Annotated in this window: 21 protein-coding genes; 17 read left to right on the plus strand and 4 right to left on the minus strand. The window is 61.8% G+C overall.

Annotated elements, in window-relative coordinates:
* Window positions 1-161: 161 nt before the first annotated feature.
* The 3 genes from ACUIAH_RS06910 to ACUIAH_RS06920 form a co-directional block, all read right to left on the minus strand.
* Window positions 162-857, minus strand: a complete 696-nt coding sequence (locus ACUIAH_RS06910) for a hypothetical protein (RefSeq protein ID WP_024626983.1) — start codon at window positions 855-857, stop codon at window positions 162-164.
* Between the two features lie 13 nt (window positions 858-870).
* A complete protein-coding gene (locus ACUIAH_RS06915; RefSeq protein ID WP_306221439.1) occupies window positions 871-1,950 on the minus strand; it encodes an NUDIX hydrolase in 1,080 nt (359 codons plus the stop codon).
* Window positions 1,951-2,011: 61 nt separating this feature from the next.
* Entirely contained in the window at window positions 2,012-4,258 is a 2,247-nt protein-coding gene (locus tag ACUIAH_RS06920) for an RNA degradosome polyphosphate kinase (RefSeq protein WP_045924951.1), read from the minus strand.
* Window positions 4,259-4,925: 667 nt separating this feature from the next.
* Here ACUIAH_RS06920 and ACUIAH_RS06925 point away from each other — a divergent pair.
* From ACUIAH_RS06925 to ACUIAH_RS06980, 12 genes are all read left to right on the plus strand, one after another.
* A complete protein-coding gene (locus ACUIAH_RS06925) occupies window positions 4,926-5,888 on the plus strand; it encodes an ATPase (protein ID WP_445340796.1) in 963 nt (320 codons plus the stop codon).
* Entirely contained in the window at window positions 5,885-6,973 is a 1,089-nt protein-coding gene (locus tag ACUIAH_RS06930; protein ID WP_445340797.1) for a CpaF family protein, read from the plus strand. Before ACUIAH_RS06925 ends, ACUIAH_RS06930 begins: the two co-directional genes overlap by 4 nt.
* 12 nt (window positions 6,974-6,985) lie before the next feature.
* Complete coding sequence (locus ACUIAH_RS06935) at window positions 6,986-7,648, plus strand: hypothetical protein (RefSeq protein ID WP_445340798.1); 663 nt, start codon at window positions 6,986-6,988, stop codon at window positions 7,646-7,648.
* Complete coding sequence (locus ACUIAH_RS06940) at window positions 7,639-8,181, plus strand: hypothetical protein (protein WP_045924948.1); 543 nt, start codon at window positions 7,639-7,641, stop codon at window positions 8,179-8,181. Before ACUIAH_RS06935 ends, ACUIAH_RS06940 begins: the two co-directional genes overlap by 10 nt.
* Window positions 8,182-8,363: 182 nt before the next feature.
* The gene (locus tag ACUIAH_RS06945) at window positions 8,364-8,744 is read left to right on the plus strand and encodes a DUF4244 domain-containing protein (protein ID WP_445340799.1); all 381 of its coding nucleotides are present in this window, start codon (window positions 8,364-8,366) and stop codon (window positions 8,742-8,744) included.
* A 10-nt stretch (window positions 8,745-8,754) separates the two neighbouring features.
* Window positions 8,755-9,108: a TadE/TadG family type IV pilus assembly protein gene (locus ACUIAH_RS06950; protein ID WP_198183162.1), complete on the plus strand. Its 354-nt coding sequence runs from the start codon at window positions 8,755-8,757 to the stop codon at window positions 9,106-9,108.
* Window positions 9,109-9,111: 3 nt separating this feature from the next.
* A complete protein-coding gene (locus ACUIAH_RS06955; RefSeq protein WP_306221431.1) occupies window positions 9,112-9,507 on the plus strand; it encodes an Rv3654c family TadE-like protein in 396 nt (131 codons plus the stop codon).
* 71 nt (window positions 9,508-9,578) lie between these two features.
* Window positions 9,579-12,521, plus strand: coding sequence for a DNA polymerase III subunit gamma and tau (locus tag ACUIAH_RS06960; protein WP_445340800.1), 2,943 nt, complete (start codon window positions 9,579-9,581; stop codon window positions 12,519-12,521).
* On the plus strand, window positions 12,521-13,123 hold the full coding sequence (gene recR, locus ACUIAH_RS06965) for a recombination mediator RecR (protein WP_015022549.1): 603 nt from the start codon (window positions 12,521-12,523) through the stop codon (window positions 13,121-13,123). Before ACUIAH_RS06960 ends, recR begins: the two co-directional genes overlap by 1 nt.
* A 157-nt stretch (window positions 13,124-13,280) precedes the next feature.
* On the plus strand, window positions 13,281-14,087 hold the full coding sequence (locus tag ACUIAH_RS06970) for an aspartate kinase (RefSeq protein WP_082067745.1): 807 nt from the start codon (window positions 13,281-13,283) through the stop codon (window positions 14,085-14,087).
* A gap of 23 nt (window positions 14,088-14,110) precedes the next feature.
* Window positions 14,111-14,674, plus strand: coding sequence for an ACT domain-containing protein (locus tag ACUIAH_RS06975; protein ID WP_015022547.1), 564 nt, complete (start codon window positions 14,111-14,113; stop codon window positions 14,672-14,674).
* A 17-nt stretch (window positions 14,675-14,691) separates the two neighbouring features.
* Window positions 14,692-15,780 (plus strand): aspartate-semialdehyde dehydrogenase, encoded by a 1,089-nt coding sequence (locus ACUIAH_RS06980; protein ID WP_445340801.1) that lies wholly within the window; start codon window positions 14,692-14,694, stop codon window positions 15,778-15,780.
* Window positions 15,781-15,890: 110 nt separating this feature from the next.
* On the opposite strand, the gene ACUIAH_RS06985 is transcribed toward ACUIAH_RS06980, so the two are convergent.
* Window positions 15,891-16,931 (minus strand): sugar-binding transcriptional regulator, encoded by a 1,041-nt coding sequence (locus ACUIAH_RS06985; protein WP_313838521.1) that lies wholly within the window; start codon window positions 16,929-16,931, stop codon window positions 15,891-15,893.
* A 245-nt stretch (window positions 16,932-17,176) separates the two neighbouring features.
* Between ACUIAH_RS06985 and ACUIAH_RS06990 the strand changes: the two genes are divergently transcribed.
* From ACUIAH_RS06990 to ACUIAH_RS07010, 5 genes are all read left to right on the plus strand, one after another.
* On the plus strand, window positions 17,177-18,166 hold the full coding sequence (locus tag ACUIAH_RS06990) for a phosphotriesterase family protein (RefSeq protein ID WP_024626968.1): 990 nt from the start codon (window positions 17,177-17,179) through the stop codon (window positions 18,164-18,166).
* 5 nt (window positions 18,167-18,171) lie between these two features.
* Window positions 18,172-18,846 carry a 3-keto-L-gulonate-6-phosphate decarboxylase UlaD gene (locus ACUIAH_RS06995; RefSeq protein WP_024626967.1) on the plus strand — a complete coding sequence of 225 codons (675 nt, stop codon included), beginning with the start codon at window positions 18,172-18,174 and terminating at the stop codon, window positions 18,844-18,846.
* Entirely contained in the window at window positions 18,843-19,712 is an 870-nt protein-coding gene (locus ACUIAH_RS07000) for an L-ribulose-5-phosphate 3-epimerase (RefSeq protein ID WP_445340802.1), read from the plus strand. The genes ACUIAH_RS06995 and ACUIAH_RS07000 overlap by 4 nt, the downstream gene beginning before the upstream one ends.
* Window positions 19,713-19,924: 212 nt before the next feature.
* Entirely contained in the window at window positions 19,925-20,881 is a 957-nt protein-coding gene (locus ACUIAH_RS07005; protein ID WP_445340803.1) for a sugar kinase, read from the plus strand.
* Window positions 20,882-21,014: 133 nt separating this feature from the next.
* Window positions 21,015-22,376 (plus strand): MFS transporter, encoded by a 1,362-nt coding sequence (locus tag ACUIAH_RS07010; protein ID WP_445340804.1) that lies wholly within the window; start codon window positions 21,015-21,017, stop codon window positions 22,374-22,376.
* The last annotated feature ends 50 nt before the right edge of the window (window positions 22,377-22,426 follow it).

Genomic DNA, 22,426 nt, shown 5'->3' on the forward strand with positions numbered 1-22,426 from the left:
CGAACCATGCAAGCGCCTGTCGGCGCAAACGCCGCTCGCAGCGGCAACAAACGGAGCCCGGGGCTTAGCCATGGTCCGGCGCAGTCCCCATTGTAGGGCATGCCGGGCCTGATCTGCGCTCACGGCGCGCTTACGCTTCCGGCTTGAAAGGGTGGCGGGTTCTACTCCAGCCGTCCCCGCCGCCAGAGTGATGCGCCCCGCATGAAGTCACGGGCCGTCTGATTGAGGGAGTTGACCGTGCGCTGTGCCGCGTCGACCTCCTTAGCTTCCTGACCGTCCAGCTGTCGGCTCTGGGCATCCCGAATGGTGGTCTTGATGCCGCGAGCGATCACGTCACAGAAGGCTCCGGCCCGTTCCAGGGCTATGGCGAAGTCGCCGGTGAAGGCTCCGGAGAGGATGGAGTCTGCGGTTCGGATGATGTCATCGGCCTCCGGCGCCTGGTCCACGCCGGCGATGGCTGATGCGGCGGTGTCGGTGGGTTCTCCCAGCCGCCACAGACGACTGATACCGTCAGCGTCCTTACGCATCCAGCTGCGAAGCATGTAGAGCCGCCATAGGATGCCAGGCAGGGAGTCGGGGTCGCTGTCGCTCCAGAGCTCGGCCACGACATCCACGCCTTCGCGGTCCACCAGGGTCAGAACCCGTTTTACGATGACGGGGTCGGCGCTGTGGTGGACCCGGTCCAGCAGGGAGGCTGCAGACACGTGGCTCATCTCGCTGATCTGCTGCGGATCCATGCCTCCGGAGAGCTGGTCGGCGATGGCCGGGTCCAGCTGGCCTGGGCGTGAGGGCCTGGATGCTCCGGTGCCGGATGCCACAAATCCCGTGCGGGAGGATCGGATTGAGGATGAGCCGATTCTGGAGTTGCTGTCAGTAGACAATGGGAGTCACCTTCTGTATGTCGATGATGGTCGGATGATTGGGGTCGCCGGTCAGACTGAGGGCGACGGCGTTGCCGGTGGGCATGAAAGGGGAGTCGTCGGGCAGCCGTTTGGACAGTGATCCGCTGGAGCACAGCCCGCGAAGCTTTTCGAATATGCCGCCCAGGACCGGGCGATGCATGCAGATCATAGTAGTTCGGTTGCCTGTCAGCAGGTCGGCCATCTGCCTGTCCAACCAGCTGTGGGCCTGTTCCGGGCGTCGGTGGTAGGAGGACTCCGTCAGGCAGGCCACCATCTCCATGGGCAGGCCTACCTCGTCGGCGTAGGGTCGCAACGTCTGCACACAGCGGATCCAGGGTGAGGACAGGAGGCGGTCGGGCGCGAAGCAGGCCAGCTCCCGAGCCAGGGCATAGGAGGTGCCGGCGCCTCTGGGGGTCAGAGGACGATTCGCATCCTTGCCTGTCCACTCCTTGCGTGCCACTGCCTTGCCGTGGCGGACGATGATCAACTGACGGGCCCGGATGCCACCCTGCTCCACCCGATCCACGAAGGCGTCCAATATGGTTCTGTCGCTGGGGTGGGTCAATAGTTTGCGGGCTTCGGAGGCTCCGACCCATCGTATCTGGTCGACTTCCCTGGAATCAGGCCGGTGGATGGGACCCAGCAGCGCGCTCTGACCGGCGGCGTGTTCCGAGTCGGTCGGCGTGGCCATCCAGTAGCAGATATGTTTGAGCCTGCCGCCCTTGCCGCCCCGGCGTCGGCCCTCGTTGTTCAGGGGATATTCGGCATCTCCCAGGTATGGCCCCAGCCGGACAAGACAGCCTGTCTCCTCGCCCACCTCGCGCACGGCCGCCCGCATGTGGGTCTCACGATTCTCCAGCTTGCCCTTGGGCCAGCTCCAGTCGTCATACTTGGGGCGATGGACCAGGCAGAGCTCCAGCTCATCAAGGTCGGAGCGTGGGCTGGCTCCCGGGGCTGCCCGGCCGTCGTCGCTGAATTTCATCCAGCCCTGGAAGCTTGTGCGCCACCGGTAGAGAATGGCTCCGGCTGCTTCGACCGTCCTGCTCATGGCCGGATGCCATCCCGATCGTCCACCTCGGCGGCGGACCTGCCGGCCTGGAGGCGCATCATCATCGCCTGGCCCTGGGGGTTCGGGCGTGGCGGTCGATCAGGTACTCCTGCGAGTCGACCAAAGGCTTGCCCTGGTCATCCCGGCTGTGGCGCACGTAGGTGCCGTCGGGCTGCATGTGCCAGGAACTGGTGGTGTCAGCCATCTGCAGATCCACATAGTCGATCAGTCCCTGCACCTGCTCGGGCGCAGTGATCCGGACCAGCGCCTCCACACGGCGGTCCAGGTTGCGGTGCATCAGGTCGGCAGAGCCTATCCAGACTTCTGGACCGGCCAGGGGACCCTCGCCGATCTGGGGGCCCTGGGAGTTGGCGAAGGCGAAGATACGGCTGTGCTCCAGGAACCGTCCCAGGATGGAGTGGACTCGGATGTTCTCACTCAGCCCGGGCACGCCTGGCTTCAGGGCGCAGATGCCGCGCTCCACGATGTCGATGCGGACCCCCGCCTGGCTGGCCCGGTAGAGGGCGTCGATGATCTTTTCGTCCACCAAGGAATTGACCTTGATTCGTATCCATGCAGGCTTGCCGTTCAGGGCAGTCTCTTCCTCGCGGGCGATCCGCTGCAGCAGCCCGGAGCGAACCGTGCGCGGGGCTACCAATAGGCGGTGGAAGGATGACTTGGGCGCATAGCCTGACAGCTGGTTGAAAAGCCGTGTCAGGTCCTGTCCCACCACCGGATCACAGGTGAGCAGACCCAGGTCGGTGTACTGGCGGGCGGTCTTGGGGTTGTAGTTGCCGGTGCCTACGTGGCAGTAACGACGCAGGCCGTCCTGCTCCTGACGGACCACCAGGGAAAGTTTGCAGTGGGTCTTGAGCCCCACGATTCCATAGACCACATGGACGCCGGCTCGCTCCAGCTGACGAGCCCAGGCGATGTTGGCCTCCTCGTCAAACCGGGCTTTGATCTCTACCAGGGCCAGGACCTGCTTGCCGGCGTGAGCGGCATCCACCAGGGCGTTGATGATGGGCGAGTTGCCCGAGGTTCGGTAGAGGGTCTGCTTGATGGCCAGCACTCGCGGATCGGCCGCCGCCTGCTCCAGGAAGGCCTGGACCGAGGTGGAGAAGGAGTCATAGGGGTGGTGAAGGAGGATGTCATGCTCGCGGATGGCGGCGAAGATGTCTTGGGCCTGGCTGGATTCCACCTCGGCTATCTGCCGGTTGGTGGTGGGAATGAAGGGGCGAAACTTGAGGTCGGCCCGATCGATGGACTGCAGCTCGAACAGGACCGTGCAGTCCAAGGGTGCGGGCAGTCGATAGACCTCCTCCTGGTTGACCCGGAGCTTGCTGGCCAGCAGCTGTGAGAGGAAGGGAGAAGCGGAGTCGGAAATCTCCAGGCGGATGGGCGGTCCGAACCGCCGCTGCAGCAGCTCCTTCTCCATGGCGTTGAGCAGGTTCTCTGCGTCATCCTCTTCTACGTCAATGTCTTCGTTGCGGGTGACGCGGAAGGAACGGGCCTCTTTGATGATCATGCCGGGGAAGAGGTATTCCAGGTGAGCGATGATCAGGTTCTCCATGGTGATGAACCCGTAGCGCTCCTCCCGGCCCTCTTCGTCGGTCAGATCGTCCACAGGAACCAGACGGGAGAGGTTGTCGGGAATCTTGACGCGGGCGAAGTGGGTCTTGCCTGAGGTCGGGTTCTCCACCAGGACCGCCAGGTTCAGCGAGTTGCCCGAGATATAGGGGAAGGGGTGGGCCGGGTCGACGGCCAGCGGGGTCAGGACCGGAAAGACCTGATTACGGAAGAAGTTGGTGAGCCGTTCCTGCTCCTGGCTGCTCAGCTGTGTCCAGCTCAGCAGGATGATGCTTTCGGCGGCCAGATCCGGCAGAATGTGGTTGATGACATAGTGGGCATGCTCGTCCTGCAGCTTGTGCGCCTGCTCGGAGATGGCCCTCAGTTGTTGACGGGGGCTCATTCCGCTGGCGGCCGTCACAGCGATGCCGGTGTCCACGCGACGCTTCAGACCCGCCACGCGGACCATGAAGAACTCATCGAGGTTGCTGGCGAAGATGGCCGCGAAGTTGGCGCGCTCCAGCAGGGGCACGCTCTCGTCTTCGGCCAGTTCAAGCACGCGTTTGTTGAACTTGAGCCAGCTCAGCTCCCGGTCGAAATAGCGGTCCTCAGGCAAGGGCGAGACCGGGTGATCCGAGTGCCTGGATACATGCCGTGCCTGGCCGTCGGTCTCGGCAATATGCTCCGCGATCTGGCTGCGTAGCAAGGCCTTGGAGGGTGCGTCAAATTTCTGAACCATACCATAGCACTTTATTCGCAGGTGCCGTCCTCTGCAATCGTTGATAACGCTTGTGGATAAATAGGAACGGCCCCCCGCAGGAGGCCGTTCCCACAAGGTCGGTCCAGATGGAATCTCTGCACAACATCATCGTTGCAACGGTCAAGTCTTATACACCCGTCCAACGTATCGGTCCTAGTGGCCATACACTTTGTGGGCTTCCGCGTTCTCGAACCGTCCTTGTATATGCCATTATGCCAGTTTTCAGGCCGCTGGCAAGCCTGTCCATCGGCTGGAGCGGGGAAGGCTGCCGGCTTGGTCTTTTGTGCGATTGCGTGCATTGCGGCAGGCTGAATACGCCAAGTTTGGAGGAATCTGTTGCTTCTGTGTGATCATCTGTGGCCTTTCATGGGCATGGGCTCAAAAATGCTGCAGTTTCAGGCGTGTCGTGGTCTTGATGCGTTTTTGCACAGAGAGGGCGAAGCGATGTGGAGGCATAGGGTCATTCGACCACATCCGTTCCGGGGACTGGTGCTGATGCCAGTGGGCGGGTGTACTGGTAGCCATGACTGGAATGAGCATATGCAGACCGCTGAGGATAAACGGCGGCATGGAAGGAAGGGAGCTCGGACGGACTCCGCGCTCCTTTAATTCAGTCGGGCTGTCTCCGGAACGCCGACCAGGGAGAGTGGCGGGCGCGGTCCGACGGTTTGATTCTTCAGGATCCTCAGGATCAGGTCGCCTGCAAGACGAGGATGCCGTTGGGTTCGAGCAACCCATCCTGTCCGATCGGCGGATTGTGGGTGAAGATGCTGGATATGAGTCCGCCGTGACCGGTCTGGTCTTTCTCTCGGCCTCGGGAGGAATTGGGCTGACAACCATGACGGCTCTGATGGCCAAACAGCTTCGGGACATGGCCCTGTCATGCGCTCTGGTGGATCTGGACCTGGATGGCGGAGGGATGGATGTCCTGGTCGGCATCGAGGGGGCGCCTGGCATGCGGCTTGGGCGAATCCACGCGCCCCTGGGCCGGGTGGATCCTCAGGCGCTCCGTGAAGAACTGCCGATCTGGGATGGCGTCCCGCTGCTCAGCAACGATCCATGGAGTGCCCCGCCACAGGGCTGGTGGGACCTGGATGCAGCAGTCAGCGCAATGGCTGGATTTGCTGATCTCTTGCTGATTGATGCCGGTCGGGGCCAGGGTCTGGGTAATCTGCGCTCGCTTAAAGGGCTGCCTTCGCTGTTGATGGTGGACATGACCGTGCTGGGCCTTGCACGGGCGAAGGCACTTCTCCATGCCCTGAACGGCAGCAGAGGTGCTGGTGATCGAGCCCGAGACAATCCATTGATTTCATGTAGGCCGCCCATGGCTCTGATTGGAATGATGCCCACACAGCACCGGGTCAGTCATGGCGTCGACCCAGAGCAGGCGGAAGAGTTTCTGGGCCGATCGCTGGATGTGGTTCTTAAGCCGCAACCGAAGCTGTCGGCATCCGTTCTGGATGGGCGTGGCCTGGAACGGGTGCCGCGTGCTTATGCCCGGGCCCTTCATCCCCTGGTTGAGCGGATCGCAGGAATGATCGTCGTAGGGGAAAGAAGAGAAGAACGGATCTCTTCTCGCGAATCGGCTCGGTCCGGGGCTGTCAAATGATCATAGGAAGCGGGGAAAGCAATGAAGGTCGATTCTCTGACGACGATTCCGATCAGCCGCCCACTTTCGGATACTTGGATGGGCTGACGAACGATCCTGCGGTGACTGACATCGCAGTGACCGGGCAGGGCAATGTCTGGATCGACCGAGGCGCGGGCATGGAGGAGGTCCTGCTTCGGCCTGGATTCGCAGGCCCTCGAGCTGTGAGGGACTTTGCCGTGCAGTTATGCGCTCAGCTGGGACGTCGCCTGGACGATGCCCGGCCCATGGCTGACGCTTCCAGCAGGGAGGGGATCAGAGTCCACGCCGTGCTGGCCCCACTTGTTCCCGAGGGTGCCGCCATTTCCATCAGACTGCCCAACAGACACCCGCCAAGCCTGGAGGAGCTGGCCGCTGCCGGGCTGTGTCCCGCCAGCTGGCTCTTCATCCTTCGGGCGCTGGTGGTCAATCGGGCCAGCATTCTAGTGACTGGTGGCACGGGTGCAGGTAAGACCACGCTCCTACGGGCCCTGCTGGGCATGTGTCCACGGGAGCAGCGGCTGGTCGTCGTGGAGGAGGTGCGTGAACTGGGTCGTATCGCTGGCCATGGGAATATGGTTTCCTTGGCTGTCAGAGAATCCAACGTTGAAGGGGCGGGGGGTGTTGGGCTGGTCGATCTGGTGAAAGCCACATTGCGCATGCGGCCCGATCGGATCATCCTGGGCGAGTGTCGTGGCGAGGAGATAGCTGATCTGCTGCGGGCTTTCAATTCCGGTCATCGGGGCGGCATGGCAACGCTGCATGCCGACAATGTGGAACGCGTTCCCGCCAGGCTGGCGACTCTGGGGTTGCTGGCGGGGTTGCAGCCGAGGGCCCTGGCTGCTCTGGCGCAGGGGGCGTTCGATGCTGTTATCCATCTGGAACGTTCCGGCGGCCATAGACATATCGCTCAAATTGGCCGACTGACAACTGCAGCTGATGGCCGGCTTCTTGGGGAGGCCGTCTGTACATGGACAGGCCGAGGGGCCGCTACGTATGGAACGGCCTGGTCAAAGTTCGCCAGGCGGTGGGGCATTGTGACCAGCGCCCCGGCGAACGTTCCGTAGTTGAGGTGGATTATGCATGACGAGACTGCAGCCTGGCTGGCTGCAATGATGACGGCTATTGCCTGTCTGGTCTTGCTCGCGCCTAGCGGCAGCGCATCCGCGAGACTGAAGGCCATGTCAGTCAGGCCCTCTGCACAGTCGGATAGGCCCGGCCTGGCGGTGCTGGTCACTTCCCTGCTGGCCTATGTCGACAATGGAGGCGGTCTGGTAGAGGCTTTCGAGGAGGCATCCGGGCGGCGGTTCGCCACCCAGGAGGTCACGCGGGAACGTGTCATGGCCATGCTGGAGAACCGGTGCCTGCCTCAGGAACGGGGGCCGACTCTGACGATTATGGCCCAGGCTCTGATGGCCTGTTATGGTCTCAGCGCCATCCTGGGCTGCCGGGCTTCTGATGGGCTGCGGACTGTGGCAGCTATGCAGAGGCGGCGGGCGGCACTGGATGAGGCGCGAGAAAAAGCCTTTGCTGTGCCTAGGGCCACGATCCGTCTCCTGTCAACCTTGCCGTTGCTGACCATCATCATGGGAGAGTTCATGGGTGCGCGACCGTTGTCCTTCCTATGCCGCCCAGGCCTGGGAACCATATGTCTGATCCTTGGGGCGGCCTTCTATGTTTTTGGTCTGGTTTGGATACATCTGCTGATGAACGATCTGGGCAGGGAGGATCTATGGATCTGAAACCACTGATTGCCGCCCTGTCAAGCATACTGGCCTTTCTGCTTATGGAATCCGACGGCCCGGGTGGGCGATTAGCCGATGAGCAGGTCTCCACGCCATCCTTGAGCCTGGTATTGGCCTTGTTGGGAGTCGCTGTTCGTCAGGGGGCCTCCCTGCCCAGGGCCCTGGGTGTGGTTGGTGGGCTGCTGCCAGGCCCTTATGGGCTTCGGATGGTTCGCGTGGCTCACCTGCTCGGACGTGGCAACGGATGGGATCTGTCCTGGTCGGGAGCGATCGGGGATCCTGATTATGGGCAGTCCATGCAGGTCCTGGCTGACTGTCTGGAGCCTTCCTGGCGTTTGGGATCATCTCCTCTGACGCGTATCGAGACGACCCTGCGCCAGCTGGATCACCATGCCCGCAGCGTGCTGGCCCGGGCCGCAGCGGCGATAACCGTCAGGCTGCTGGTGCCGACCGGACTGTGTATTCTGCCGGCCTTCGTGCTGATCGGAGTCATCCCCTGCATTGCGGCCTTCGTAGGCGGGATTTCCTGAGGGTGGAGCCCATATGGGCAGTTGTCCACAGGCTGCCGACTCAGCTCCGCTCGTCCACATGCATCCGATAAGGCGACCGAGACGGACCGGAACGGGCACAGTGAAAGGTACCGGATGCCGATTCCCTGAGGAACGGCCATTCGCCGGGGCGGGGAAGACAAGGAAAGGCAAAGGTGAGAACGATGACATATTCACAGGAGGTTGCGACGGTCTTCCATCTGCAGGCCAGACATGCAGGAGGACAATTGGTGCCAACTGAGACATGGCCTGCTGTAGGTGCCGGATCCCGGTGGCTGCAAAGAATGAGGCAGCGTTTCAACCGGTTCATAACGGCTTTGTACGTTCGCATCAGCCAAGCCATGGACTCTGCAGCGAGTGCCCTGCGTGCGCGGATGAGTGTGGTGCTGGCCAGGCCTGAATCGGGGGCCATCACTGCTGAATACGCTGTGATCATGGTGGCAGCTGCCACGCTGGCTGGTGTATTGCTGGCCATTGTCAAGTCCTCTTCCACGCGCACTTTGCTGATGGGTCTGGTCAAGAAGGCGCTTAGTGTCGTCGGCTGAGAGACGGTCCGTGTGGAGACGACGGTGGCGATCCGATACCGGTACGGTAACGGCCGAGTTCGCCATCGTGCTTCCCGCCGTCATGGTTCTGGCTCTCTTACTGCTGACGCTGACCCAGACGATCAGGATCGGCATGGTCTGTCAGGATGCAGCCAACGCGGCTGCCAGGGATCTGATCGTCACCCGGGGCAAGGGTGATCCCCAAGGGCTGGTGCACCGGATGGCCGGTCCGCATGCTCAAGTGCAGTTGAGCCCATCGGCCGGGCAGACGGCAGTCAGGGTGTCATGCCCAGTGGTTTCCGGCCCGATGGGCGTGCTGCCTGCACAGGTCCATGGCGATGCCGTGGCCATATTGGAGGAATGAGTCATGCTCGGACATGTCAGGAGGACGCGCGCGGAGCGTACCGGTTCATGGCTAGGGGGTTCGGATCCTGGCTCCGGCACGGTTCTGGGCATCATGCTGATGGCTCTGGTTGGCCTGGGTCTGGTTCTGGCGGCCCTGCTGGGCAATCTCATGATCTGCCGGACGCGTGCACGCACCGGTGCCGATGTCTCGGCTCTGGCTGCAGCTTCTGCCCTGGACGAAGGACAGGCGCAGCCCTGTACTCTGGCCTCCCGGGTCGCCCGTCTCAACCGCGGGGTCCTGACAGACTGCCAGGTGGATGGCAGCGACGTGAAAGTCTCGGTGGGGGTAGACACCGGAGTCTCGATGCTGCCGCGTCTGATCCAGTCGGCCCGGGCAGGGCCCGAGCCCTGTGAATGAGAAAAGGAAGCGTGGCCAGAAGCCTTAGGAAGGAAAGCGAACGTGTCTAAAGAAATGGATAGCCTTGAACCATGGCACTAGCACTCTATCGGCGGTATCGGCCTGACACTTTTGACGGCATCATCGGTCAGAAGCAGGTCACGGTGCCCCTTACCCGAGCTCTGGATGAGAACCGGCTGACCCATGCCTACCTGTTCTCCGGTCCCAGGGGATGTGGAAAGACCAGCAGTGCCCGGATTTTCGCCCGCTGTGTCAACTGCGCCAAGGGACCGACCAGCCATCCCTGCGGCGAATGTGACAGCTGCAGGGATCTGGCCACGGGAGGCCCCGGTTCCATCGACGTGGTGGAGATTGACGCCGCCAGCCATAACGGCGTCGACGATGCAAGGGAGCTCAGGGAGCGGGCAGGCTTTGCCCCTGTGCGTGACCGCTACAAGATCTTCATTTTGGACGAGGCCCATATGGTCACCCAGCAAGGATTCAATGCCCTGCTGAAGATCGTCGAGGAGCCGCCGGAACACGTCATGTTCATCTTCGCCACCACAGAGCCGGAGAAGGTGATCGGCACTATCCGCTCCCGCACCCACCATTACCCCTTCCGCCTAGTGCCCCAGGAGGTCATGGGGCCTTATCTAGAGGGCATCTGCGAAAAGGAGGGCATCAAGGCCGAGCCCGGTGTCCTCAAACTGGCCATGCGGGCTGGAGGCGGATCGGTGCGTGACACCCTTTCTGTGTTGGATCAGCTCATGGTAGGCGCTGACGAGCACACCATCGCCTATGATACGGCTGTAGCTCTGCTGGGGTTCACTCCTGCCGCACTGATCGGCGAAGCTGTGGATACGCTGATCGACCACGATGGTGCTGGCCTCTACGGGGTCATCCAAAAGGTGGTCGTCGGCGGGTTCGAGTCCCAGCGCTTCGTCGAGGATCTGCTGGCCCATGTCCGCGACCTGCTGGTGCTCAAGCTGGCGGGTGACCGGGCTGAAAGCGTGCTTAGCGAAGATGCCGACGACGACCAGGTGGCCGATCTGCATCGGCAGGCGGATGCTTTGGATCTGCAGATCCTGACCAGAATGGCCGGCATCATCAACGATGCGCTGGCGGGAATGAACGGGGCCACTTCACCCAGGATGCGCTTGGAGCTGCTGGCCGCCAGGCTGCTGGCAATTGGCTGCGAACCTATGGAGCAGGCATCGGCCGCAGGGGCAGCTTCCCCCTCCGGGTCGGCCACGGCGCCCGCCCGCGGCGGGTTCATTGGCGCTGACAGGTCGCAGCGGAGCGGTCGGCCGTCCACAGCATCGCAGTCTGGCAGTGCTGATGGCGCTGATCGCCCCGAACAATCCAGCATGGCAGGCTCGCCATCTGTTGCAGCGCCCGCCTCCTTTGCCGGGCCACAGACCATGGCCGGCTCTCGTTCCGATTCCTCCGCTTATGGACAGCGAGAGGGCGAAGAGCAGTCGCCCCATTCCGGCTCTGATCCTATCCAACCCGAGCGCAAGGAAGCTCCCTCCTGGCCGACTGGACAGGCGGAGGGACAAGCTAGGCCATCCAGTCCCTCCAGACCCGCCCGGTCTGCGGAAACACCTCGGCCTGCACAACAGGAGACTGCGCAAGGGCAGGCAAACGAGGTGCCGACTGGTACAGAGCTGGATAAGCGCTGGGATGCCCTGGTTGCTGCCCTGCCTGATGAGGTCCGCCAGTATGTCGTGCGAGACCGGGTGCCCACCGTAGCCATGACAGCAGGCCCCTCCGGCCGCAAGCGGCTGTCTATGACCTTCGACCGGCCACTCAGTCAGCATGCCTTCGCCATGGCCGTGGCTGCACAGTCGGTTGACGGGGAGACCAAGGTGCCGCGTATCGTCATGGTCCGCGCTCGCCAGGAGTTCGGACAGTCCACCATGATCGCCCCATCGGGGACGGCTGCCAACGGTGAGACTGTGGAGTCCGTCAACAGGATGTCTCCCCAGCGCCGGGCAGAGGTCAAGAAGGAGGTGGCTCTAGCGCGAGCCGGTTTAGCCACCATGAACCTTGGAGCGGCGGTCATGCCTCATGCGGCCACAGAGCAGGGGCATGCCCCTAGAGGGATGACGGCCTCGGCCGGTCATGATGGTGGGGCCGGAGCATCGGCATCGGACGGGAAGTCCACTCCTGGAGAAGCTTCAGGCGACGGGAGCTCCGACGACGCTCACCACCCGGTCGGTGGCCCTGTCCAGTCGTCTTCGAAACCGCTTCCAGCGGCGGGTTTCGGCTCGACCGCTTCAACGGTGTTGCCGGACGATGATCCCTGGGCTCACCCCATGCCAGCGGCTCATGCGCCGCAAAAGACCTGGCAGCCTGATCAGGGCGGCGATGGATCCACTGGCCAGAAAGACCATGAGTCCAAAAAGGTGGCCCTGCCGGACATGAGCGATGACACGGATCCTTGGGCCGTGCCCGATTCCGGGACCAGCACCGCAGCCTTTGCGGAGTCTTCCAACAGTCAAGGCCATGAAGCTTCGGATCAGGGGCTTGAAGTTTCGAAGTCGGTTGATTCGTCGGGTCAGGGAAGCGCCTCGGTTGCAACCTCGAATTCGACATTGGAGACCGGGCCGGCTCCCGGAGATGTGGCTGCGGCAACTGGCACCCCAACCTCGTCGGACAGACGGGGTGACGGTCATGGTTCGAGTACCGCCGGTGGCTCGGATGGCCCCCAGGCAATGGCAAAGGCTTCTGGAGCTGAGGGCAGGGCGATGCCAGCAGGCTTCGCCAGTCCGGCCTCCGGTGGTTCCGATCAGGATGGGGCCTCGTCTGCTGCAGTCTCCTCCCAGGCTTCAGGGCCTTCAGTGGATCCAGAGGACGATGTCTATTCCATGGACGATGCCAGGCTCGGGGCGGACAATGCCATGAACCAGGATGAACTGACCAAATTGTTTGACGTGACCAAGGTGGAGGACTTTGCTGCTGACGACCCCCAGAATCCGATCAACGTCCAAAGGCGCCGGCAGGAACAGGCACAACGACAGGGAGGTGAATGATGGCTGCTACCTATGATGGAGCCATTCAAGAGCTGATCGACGCCTTTGCCCAACTGCCGGGCATCGGTCCCAAGGGTGCGCAGCGCATTGCCTTCTACATTCTGGGAGCCGATCGGCGCAGTGCTCAGGATCTGGCCGATGCCATTGTTGCAGCCAAGGAGAAGGTCCGGTTTTGCGAGATCTGTGGCAATGTCTGCGAGACCAGTCCCTGTCCCATCTGCCAGGATCCGAGACGTGACCGCAGCATCATCTGCGTAGTCGAGGAGCCCAAGGATGTCATGAGCATCGAACGTACCGGAGAATACCGGGGCCTTTATCATGTGCTGGGCGGGGCCATCGACCCTATGTCCAACGTCGGGCCCGGCGATCTGCGCATTCCCGAGCTTTTGAAACGGTTGGGCACGGATCAGGTCAAGGAGGTCATGCTGGCCCTGGATCCCAACATTGAAGGCGAAGCCACCACCACCTACCTGGGACGGCTGCTGGGCCCTCTGGATCTGCGGGTCACCAGGCTGGCCAGCGGCCTGCCCGTCGGCAGCGATCTGGAATATGCCGACGAGATCACCCTTGGCCGGGCAATATCCGGCCGTCGCGATCTGTAAGGCCTGCGGTCACTGATTCGCAGCCTCCCTGGCTGCCGTCAATGTTTCGCATATTGGTGGAGGGGGTCTGATAGAACGGTGTCGTTCGTATAATCCATGTAATCAACATGTTGCAGATGATGGTCTAGTGGCTTAACCGTCGCGGGATGGAACAGCAGTGGCACTTATCGTTCAGAAGTATGGCGGGTCCTCGGTGGCTGACTCGGACTCCATCAAGCGTGTGGCCAAGCGCATTATTGACACCAAGCGCGCCGGCAATGACATTGCTGTGGTGGTTTCCGCTATGGGGGACACCACTGACGATCTGATTGACCAGGCCATGGATGTGGATTCCAACCCTCCTGCCCGAGAGATGGATATGCTCATGACGGCCGGGGAGCGCATCTCCATGAGCCTGCTGGCCATGAGCATCCATGCACAAGGCGAGCGCGCCCATTCTTTCACCGGTTCGCAGGCGGGATTCATGACTGATGCACGCTACGGCGCAGCCCACATCCGCCATGTCCGACCCCAGCGAGTCATGAAGGCCCTGGACCGAGGCGAGGTGGGGATTGTGGCAGGCTTCCAGGGGGTCAACCCCGACGGCGATGCCACCACCCTGGGTCGTGGCGGCTCGGATACCTCGGCTGTGGCCCTGGCCGTGGCACTCAAGGCGGATGTCTGCGAGATCTATACCGATGTGGACGGGGTTTTCACCGCCGACCCGCGCATTGTTCCCACCGCCCGTAGAATCGCCCGCATTTCATATGAGGAGATGCTGGAGATGGCGGCCGGCGGATCCAAGGTGCTGGCCCTGCGCTGCGTGGAGTATGCCCAGCGCTTCCGCATGCCCATCCATGTGCGCAGTTCCTTTTCCCATCGCCCAGGCACGCTGATCATGCCCGACGATGTCGATGCTGACAAGATTCCCAATTTGGAGACCGGCCAGCTGCCGGATCGCCCCGCCGCACGCGCTGACAGGTGACGGGATATGACGGAAGGAAGGAAATGACCAACGGCGAATCCATGGGCGACCTGTTCCCGGACCTGAACGGCCCTGAGTCACCCATCATCTCAGGGGTTGCCCACGACCGCAGTGAAACTCAGGTCAGCCTGCGGGCCGTGCCCGACCGACCTGGCGTGGCCGCACAGCTTTTCACTATCCTTGCCGAGGGCGGCATCAACATCGATATGATCGTCCAGGCTGGGGCGGCTACCGGCACCGTGGACATCTCTTTCACGCTCCCGTCCGCTCAGGCTGATCAGGTGGTCCCCATGTTGGATGACTCCCGCGAGCAATTGGGGTTCCGATCAGTGGACATCAATCCCGAGGTGGGCAAGGTGACCCTGGTAGGCGTAGGGATGAAAACCCATTCGGGCATCACTGCCACCTTCTTCCGGGCCTTAAGTGACCGACATATCAACGTGCTCATGATCTCGACCTCCGAAATCCGCATCTCCGCCCTGGTGCCCATCCAGGACCTGGACGAGGCGGTACGGGCCATCCATACGGCCTTCCACTTGGATGCTGATCAGGTCGAGGCGGTCGTTTACGGCGGCACGGGTCGCTGAGCAGAGAGGAGAGAGCAATGACGGATAAGGCTGATTTGGCGAGCAACGGACGCCGTGGCATCAATGTAGCCGTTCTGGGCGCCACCGGCCAGGTAGGCATGGTCATGCGCCGGATGCTGGACGAACGGGACTTCCCTGTGGCCGACCTGCGATTCATGGCTTCGTCGCGGTCTGCCGGAGAGCAGCTGCGCTGGCGTGACAGGACCATCATGGTCGAGGATGTTGAGCAGGCCGACCTGAGCGGGATCGATTTGGCCATCTTCTCCGCCGGCGGTTCGACCTCAGGAACCTGGGCCCCGCGTTTCGCCGAGGCTGGAGCCTACGTGGTCGACAACTCCTCCCATTGGCGGATGGATCCCGAGGTCCCCCTGGTGGTGTCCGAGGTCAACCCCGAGGACCTGGATCTTATCCCACGGCGGATCGTGGCCAATCCCAATTGCACCACCATGGCCTGCATGCCGGTGCTGAGCCCCTTGGCCAAGGCGTACGGTCTGCGCCGTCTGATCGTCTCCTCCTACCAGGCCGTGTCGGGGGCTGGTCGTGCCGGCGTCCTCCAGCTGCGTGACGAGGCCAAAACCGCCGTGGAGCAGGGTGCCGACCGACTGGTCTTCGACGGATCGGCCATCGAGTTCCCACCGCCCACCAAGGTGGTGCGCACCATCGCCTTCAACGCCGTTCCTTTTATAGGCGACTTGGTCGATGACGGCAGCGGGGAGACCGACGAGGAGCAGAAGCTGCGCAATGAGAGCCGCAAGATCCTGCACCTGCCTGATTTGGCCGCCTCCTGCACCTGCGTGCGGGTAGGGGTCTTCACAGCCCATGGCATGAGCATCAACGCCGAGTTCGAGCACGACGTCACCCCAGATCAGGCCCGCGACCTGCTGTCCAAGGCTCCTGGAGTAAGTCTTGCGGATATACCCACTCCTCTGGACGCCGCCGGGAAGGACCCCAGTTTCGTGGGCCGCATCCGCCAGGACCAGGCTGTGGAGGGCAAGAGGGGATTGTCCATGTTCGTGGCCAATGACAACCTGCGCAAGGGAGCCGCCCTCAACGCCGTGCAGATCGCCGAGCTGATCGCCCGCAAGCACTTCGCCGACAGGATCTGATTGCGCATCTGGGCTGATTGCGTGGCATGCCCAAAGTGTCCTGTGCATCTCCTGAGCATGGGATGACCGGCTCTGCCAGGCCCCGTCTGCCTGATGGCTTTCATGTAGGGTCAGCCCTGCTTGGCCTTTGCTCGGCTCGAAACCTGTGAGGCTGGTCCGCCTGATCCCCTCTGCCGTCGATCCAGCTCAAGTATCCCCTGGGCCGTATCGCGGTCGGTGGCCAGTGCTGAGATAAGCCCGGCCCGCAGACAGGCAAGGATGCTGGCGACTTTTTGCGGCCCCCAGGCCACGCCTATGACCAGGGGGATCCGCTTCAGGCGTTCGAATTCAATCGATATAGTGCGTTCGCACAGGCTGGTTCGGATGTGGCGGCCCTGGGCATCGATGTGGTGTCCGCAGATGTGTCCTACAGCCTTGAGCTCGGTCACCTCCTTGATGAAGGCCGCATTTTCGTAGTCCTTGAAAATGTGCCCTGATCTTCCAGCTTTGACCGATCCCACTCCCACCACCGCAACGTCGGCATGTCCGCCCAGGGTCAGGGTGTCGGCTATCTGGCGTTCTTTGCGCATGGCTTCAGCCACAGGGGTTGAAGACAGGATCATGGGCACTGGCAGCGTGGAATAGCTGCCACCCAGTCGTTGGGCCAGCATGCGGCATATCTCCGGTGAGTCTGTCATGGGATTGGTCGGCGACAGGGAGCCGATCATCTGCACAACCTTGGACTTTGTCCAGTTTTGCAGAGGAACTTCGCGAACCGTGTAGGCGACCGCGTTGCCATTGGAGACGGTTATCAAAGAGTCGGGCCTGGTCTGCTCAACCAGGAGAGACGCCGCGCTTCGGGGCACGACATCATACCCGGTGCATCCCTGCGGTGGCTCCGAGACCCGCGCGCAACGGAGATTGAATTGTCGGATCAGCCTGGACTCCAGGTCTTCAAGCCGTTCCAATGGATTCTCGATGGAGATCCTTACCAGCCCTCGCTCCTGGGCCTCTTTCAGCATTCGGGAGACGGAGGGGCGGGAATAGCCTGTCGCTTCGGCGATCTGGGACTGCAGCATGTGATCCTGGTAGTACATGCGGGCTATGCGAAGAAGCAGCTGAACCCGCTTGCGGGCATCCGAAGTGGTCATCATCTGTAAATCGCTGAACATATGTACATTTTATCAGACTCAGTAAAAACTGCTTATTTGCCTTTAAGTGTCGAAAAATACTTGTTTTCATGGGTAAAAATGCAATCTATCTGGGTTTTAACCCATGGTTCAAGTACATATGTTCATCAATATCCTTGTTGTTTATTTACTGCTCACATAGTCTGTCTCCTGTCAAAGGCACTGGGAGGAAGAGCCTGAAGACCGGTGCCGCGAAGTCGCAAAGTACAAACAACAAAGGAGTTCACATGGCATTCGCACGAACCATTCTGGGAGATGTCGACCCGAGCACGCTTGGCGTAGTCAACAGCCACGACCATCTGATCCGGGTCGGAGCCGGTGAGGTCTACCTGGACAAGGACCATCAACTGGATTCGGTCGAGAAGGCAGAGACCGAGGCCGGCTATTTTGCCAAGGCTTCGCTGAAGTGGAGCAAGCAGGGCGGCACCGTGGTGGATATGTGCCCCATCAACTGCGGCCGTGACATCGAGAAGCTGGCCGAGGTGGCCCGCTCGGTGGAGAATCTGCAGATCATCGGAGCCACCGGCTTCCATCGTGAGCATGTCTACCTGGAGACCCAGTCCCATTGGATCAACCGCTACAGCGTGGATCAGATCGCCGACCTGGTCATCGCCGATATCCGCGAGGGCATCGACCGCAACGACTACACCGGTCCCTTGGTGGATCGCAGCCCCTATAAGGCAGGCGTCATCAAGATCGGCACTGCTTACGGAGAGATCACGCCCTTCGAGCACAAGTGCATGGAGGCGGCTGCCAAGGCGGCCATCGAGACCGGCGCGCCCATCAACACGCACACCACCTATGGAACCTGTGGTCTGGAACAGGCCCAGACCCTGATCGGACTGGGGGTCCCCGCCGACCAGATCGCCATCGGCCACATTCAGCGCAACGCTGATGTCTACTACCTGGAGGAGATCCTGGATCTGGGCGTCTATCTGGAGATCGACGGCACCAACAGGATCAAGTATCAGCCCGATTCCAACAGGATGATGGAGCTCAAGGCTTTCAAGAAAGACGGCTATGAGGACCGGATCCTCCTGGGCACGGACTCCGGCAAGCGCTCCTACCAGAAGGTCTACGGCTCTGTGAGCGGTGTGGACTACAACCCGGCGGTGGACGGTCCCCGCATGATCGCCGAAGGCTTCGATCCCGACTATGTGGACAAGCTGCTCATCCGCAACGCCCACAACTTCTTCTCCTTCCGTAAGGAGGCCTGAGCGCAATGGCAGCAGACAAGACCCTGGAACGCCCCCAGCTGCAGATCGCGCTGGACACCTTTGACATGCCTTCGGCCCTGAGGCCCCTGAACGCGGCCGTCAGCCAGGTCGACGTCATCGAGTGCGGAACCGTCCTGATCATCGCCGAAGGGCTGAGGGCCGTGCGCGAGATCCGTGCCCTCTATCCCAATAAGACCATCCTGGCTGATGTCAGGATCGCCGAGGCCGGAGCGGTCATCTCCCGCGCCTGCTTCGAAGCGGGTGCCAGCTGGGTTTCGGTGGTCGCCGGCGCCAGCATGACCACGGTCGAGCAGGTGGTCAAGGTGGCCCAGGAGTTCGGCGGCGAGGTCCAGATTGAGCTTGGCGAGACCTACGATCCCGAGCAGGCGCGCGAATGGCGGCGACTTGGAGCCACCCAGGTCATCGTCCACCGTTCCCGCGACGCTGAAGCGGCCGGAAAGCTGACCTGGGGGGAGGACGACAAGGACCGCATCCGCCAGCTGCATCAGATGGGCTTCAAGGTCACTGTGACCGGCGGGGTTACGGCCAAGGATCTGCCCTTCTTCCAAGGAGTCCCCGTTGGAGTGGTGATCTCGGGTCGAGGCATTGTCAAGGCTGACGACCCACTGGCCGCTGCGACCGAGCTGCGGGAGACCATCGGCAGGGTGTGGCCGCAATGAGTGGCAGCGTAACCCTAGGCATCTATGAGAAGGCCCTGAAGTCCCCCGCCGAGCCGGATGATTGGGATGCGTTCATGTCCCAGGTGGCGGCCGATGGGTTCACCTTCATGGATCTGTCCATTGACGAAAGCGACAAGCGGATGGCCCGCTTGGACTGGACGGCTGCCCAGGCTTCCGCCTTCCGCCAGGCCGCTGACCGCCAGGGCGTCCAGGTCGGAGGGATCTGCCTGAGCTGCCACCGCAAGGTGGGCCCCGGCTCGGCCGATCCGGCCATCCGCCGTCAGGCCTACGAGATCTTCCTCAAGGCAATCGATCTGGCTCATGAGGCGGGCATTCCCCTGATTCAGGTAGCCGGTTACTACGCCTACTACGAGAACCCTGATCCCGACCAGCGCGCCAGGTATGTGGAGGTTCTGGCCAAGGCAGCTGAGTATGCGGCCCAGGCCGGCGTCATGCTGGGCATAGAGAATGTGGACGGCAATGACATCACCTCCATCACCAGGGGGCTGTCCATCTGCGACCAGGTCGGGTCCTCCTGGTTGAGCATGTACCCGGATATCGGCAACCTTTATGAGCAGGAGCTGGATGCCGTGGCTGAGCTCAGGGCTGGAGCCGGCAGAATGCTGGCCATCCATGTCAAGGATGTGCTCCCGGGGCAGCCGCGTCGGATCACCATGGGCGAAGGCTGCGCCGATTTTCCCACGGCTTTCGCCGAGCTGGCCCGGCAGTCCTGGTCGGGGCGGATCATGCTGGAGATGTGGAACGATGATTCGGATCAGGCCGATCAGATCGTCACGAATGCAAGGAAGAAAGTGGAAACCTGGTTGCGCGGGGCCGGCATGGAGGTGCTTGGCCCCAGAGGCTGAAGTAAAGGTCGCAGCCGTCACAGCTGTGATCTGGGGGTGGTTGTGCCGGTCCTCCACCCCCTTGCCATCGGCAGGGAGGCTATGGCGCCAGCGGTTGTCCCTGGAAGGGCCGGCCCGATCGGTGCGAGTTTGAATGCAAAAGGTCGTAATACGGACTGAAACGGACGTCGTGGTCCATGCTGGAAAACGACCGTGTAGACAAGGAGCGAATGATGGCAGAACATGCATATGACCTTTCGACCATAGGAGAGGGGCAGATCAGGCTCACGGTCAGGAGGGGAGAGCGGCTGATGAACGCCCGGTCGGTCCTGATGAATCCCGCCTGTTCCGAGGCCAACGTAGCCGGAGTCCTGGCTCAGCTTCAGCGCAGGACCCTGTGGACCTCCTCACTGCCGGAGGGGGACTTGGGCGAATACATCCTGAGCGAGTACAGGTCTGTGGGCGTTGATCTGAGCACCATGGTCCGCAAGCCGGCCAGCCGGATCGCCCTCTACTTCATGGAGCCGGGCGAACCCCCCATGCCGGCCAACGTCATCTACGACCGCGAGTACACCCCCTTCAGGTCGACGGGGATCGAGGATTACGACTGGGACCGGATGCTGGACACCCGCCTGCTCTTCCTGACCGGGATCACGGCGGCCCTGACCGATACCACGGCCCAGGTGGTGACCTATGCGGCCGAGCAGGCGGAGAAGCGCGGCATCGACATCGCCCTTGACGTGAACTTCCGCAGCAAGCTCTGGACCGGCGACCAGGCCAGAAAGGTTCTGGAGCCCATCGCTCATAAGGCCCGCATTCTCTTCTGCTCCATCAAGGACGCCAAAAGCGTCTTCGGAATCGAGGGGACCGGCGAGGAGGTCTGCGAACAGCTCTACCAACGCTTCGGCAATGAGTACATCGTTTCCACCAATCACCTGGATGGTCCTTACCTGAGGACCTCCAAGGGAATCAAGAAGTACGTCACCACCCCGGTTCCGGTGGTGGACCGTCCCGGTGCCGGGGATTCCTTCGTAGCCGCCACCCTCCATGGCTTCCTCTCCAATGATGTGGAGTGCGGTGTCAGGTGGGGACAGCGGGCCGCCGAGTACGCCCTGACGCATATGGGCGATCTGACCCGTATCCGCGCCCAGGAACTGGATATTCCGCTGGGCGGGGATATCAACCGTTGACCGTTCCTTCATGATCCAGGTTTGCTGCAGCATTCTCCAAGGACGGAGAAGGCGGCCTGGATCCTTCGGTCAGACCCATACCGTGGTCGAGCCGCCGTCATCATGATCATCCGAGAAAGAAAAGCAACCCATTATGAGTGATACACGTGTCACACAGGCCGGGGAAGTGCTGACCGCTTACGAGCAGATAGACGCTCGTCCCCTGACCGGACATCAGAAAAGCGTCATCGGCCTGGCCATAGCCGGCAACATATCCGAATTCTTCGATATGTTCCTGATCGGTTTCGTGGTCTCCCTTCTGACTTCGGCCTGGCACCTGACCGGAGTCTCCGCTGGAATCATCCTTGCCTGCTCCGGGCTGGGCACAGTCATCGGATCCATCCTCTGGGGACGTTTGGCCGATCGCTTCGGCCGCAAGCATGCCTTCCAGTGGTGTGTTCTCTGCTTCGTGGTCTTCACGGCCCTGTCGGTCTTCCTGCCTGACGGTGCCTGGATCCTGCTGGCCATCCTGCGCATCGGCGTGGGCATCGGCGTAGGCGGCCTTAACATCATCTCTGTCCCCTACGTCCAGGAGTTCGTGCCGGCCAGACAGCGCGGCATGCTTTCCGGCCTGGCCTCGGTCTTCATTCCTATGGGTCCGCTCCTGGGATCCGTCTCGCAGAGCCTGATCGGCGACAATTGGCGCGTGCTGGTGGCCTTGGGCGTTATCCCCGTCCTTCTGCTGTTCTGGTTGGCTACCGTGCCCGAGTCCCCCCGTTTCTATCAGAGCGTGGGACGTGACAATGATGCCCGCAAGGCCTTGGCATGGGCTCTTGAGCTTCCCGTGGACCAGGTCGGTGCCCTGCCCAAGGTCGAGCAGGAGCAGAAGGCCAGTTATCGCCTGCTCTTGTCCAAGCATTTAAAGCCGCTGATCATCATTTCGGTCGGCTCCTTCTGCTTCATTCTTGGTTCCTTCGCCATCCAATCCTGGGGTCAGACGCTGATGAAGGATGCCTTCGGCTTTTCAACGCAGATGGTGGCCTACCTGTTCATGGGCGTCTCCGTGGCCGACTGCATAGGCAGATTCGGCTCTGCCTGGCTGGCTGACATCATCGGCCGGCGCTGGACCATGTTCTCCTTCGGCATCATCGGGGCGCTGGGATGCTTCTACGCAGCCTTCTTCCACAATTCCGGCTGGCAGTTCTACATCGCCGTCCTGGTCATCATGACCTTCGCCGACGGTGTCTTCGGCATTCTCAACGCTTTCGGCGGCGAGCAGTTCCCCAACGATGTCCGCTCCACCGGACTGGGGCTGGGATACGGCATCGGCGCCACAGCCAAGATCGTAGGCCCTATATTCATGGGGCTCCTGGTGGGCGGCGACTATGTCTCCCAGCACATCAACATCGGCGTTGTCACCACGGCGTTCACCTTCTTCGGCGTCTGCCTGGTCATCGGCGCCGTCGTATACCTCTTTGCCCAGGAGACCAAGGGCAAGGATCTGGAAAGCCTGTGAGGATGCGCAGCAAGGTCTGCACGCGCAGGTAAGCAAACCGGGCCGGCTTT

The sequence above is a fragment of the Bifidobacterium sp. ESL0820 genome (genome assembly GCF_052606235.1).